This is a genomic window from Limnospira sp. (assembly GCF_051859755.1).
GTDB classification, from domain to species: domain Bacteria; phylum Cyanobacteriota; class Cyanobacteriia; order Cyanobacteriales; family Microcoleaceae; genus Limnospira; species Limnospira fusiformis.
Genome location: NZ_JBIMLI010000359.1, coordinates 1 through 1,100 on the forward strand (window position 1 = coordinate 1; position 1,100 = coordinate 1,100).

The following is a 1,100-nucleotide window of genomic DNA, read 5'->3' on the forward strand; positions in this document are numbered from 1 at the left end:
CAGTTAAGGCTTAAGCTGGTCAGCTACCTGAAAGGGGGGCACGAAGCCCCCGTGCTTCAGCCGGGGGTGCTGACTAGGATCTACCAAGCCTTTGGCTTTAATCAACCCCCATGATCGGACTTGCTATGATTCTCTATCTACTATTCTAGTCTACTGTCTCCAGTGTCTCACGGCGGCCACCAAATCCGCAAGGGGTTCTAAGGCTTTAAATTGGGTAAGGTTGTACTGAAGGGGGGTAATGGTAATATAGTTACTGCGGACGGCACTTACATCTGTGGGTGCATGATCAAAATTTTGATGGTCGATAACTTCTTCCACGTCTTCGAGAAGTTCTCCGGCAAGCCAGTAGTAGGTTTTACCGCGCGGATCAACCCGTTTCTCAAAAATATCCACATAGCGGCGAATACCTTGGCGAGCGATCGCCACTCCAGCGATTTCCTGTTCGCCAACAGCAGGAATATTAACATTAAGCAAAAATGCTTCCGATAATCCCTGATTTTCTAAAGCGTTAACCAGGGTGGTCGCAAAACCTGCGGCCAGGTCAAATTCAACCGACGAATAACTGGCTAGACTAAATGCAATACTGGGGATACCCTCAATCAACCCTTCCATAGCAGCGGATACCGTTCCCGAATACAGGATATCCGTTCCTAGGTTGGGGCCGTGGTTGATACCTGACAAAACCATATCTGGCATACTGTCAAGTAAAGCAAACAACCCCAATTTTACGCAATCAGCCGGGGTTCCTGAACAAGACCAGGCGGTTACAGTCGGGTGAAAGACTGATGAACACTCTTCCGCACGAATGGGCTGATGTAGGGTCAATCCGTGACCAGTGGCTGAACGTTCGCGATCGGGACAGACAACAGTAACATCATGTCCCGCTTCCCCTAAACTATTAGCTAGGGAACGAATACCCAGGGCAAAAACCCCATCATCATTGCTGATTAACAGTTTCATCGACCACCATTTCCGCGCATTACAATTTGAACTTTTTTGAGTTTAACGGCCGAGAATCCCCGCCCTGATACATTTACGCGACATTTATCCGGCTATTGCCGGACAATGCGACGATAGCACTATTACCCGTTAAGGTAACA

General features: G+C 48.5%; 1 protein-coding gene. It reads right to left on the bottom strand.

From position 1 onward, the window contains the following. Window positions 1-150: 150 nt before the first annotated feature. Window positions 151-960 carry a 5'/3'-nucleotidase SurE gene (surE, locus tag ACTIE0_RS24620; protein WP_006625915.1) on the bottom strand — a complete coding sequence of 270 codons (810 nt, stop codon included), beginning with the start codon at window positions 958-960 and terminating at the stop codon, window positions 151-153. Between the last annotated feature and the right edge of the window lie 140 nt (window positions 961-1,100).

Excerpts from the sequence above, each read along its gene's own strand:
- surE (WP_006625915.1), bottom strand. The coding sequence starts at position 960 with ATGAAACTGTTAATCAGCAATGATGATGGGGTTTTTGCCCTGGGTATT.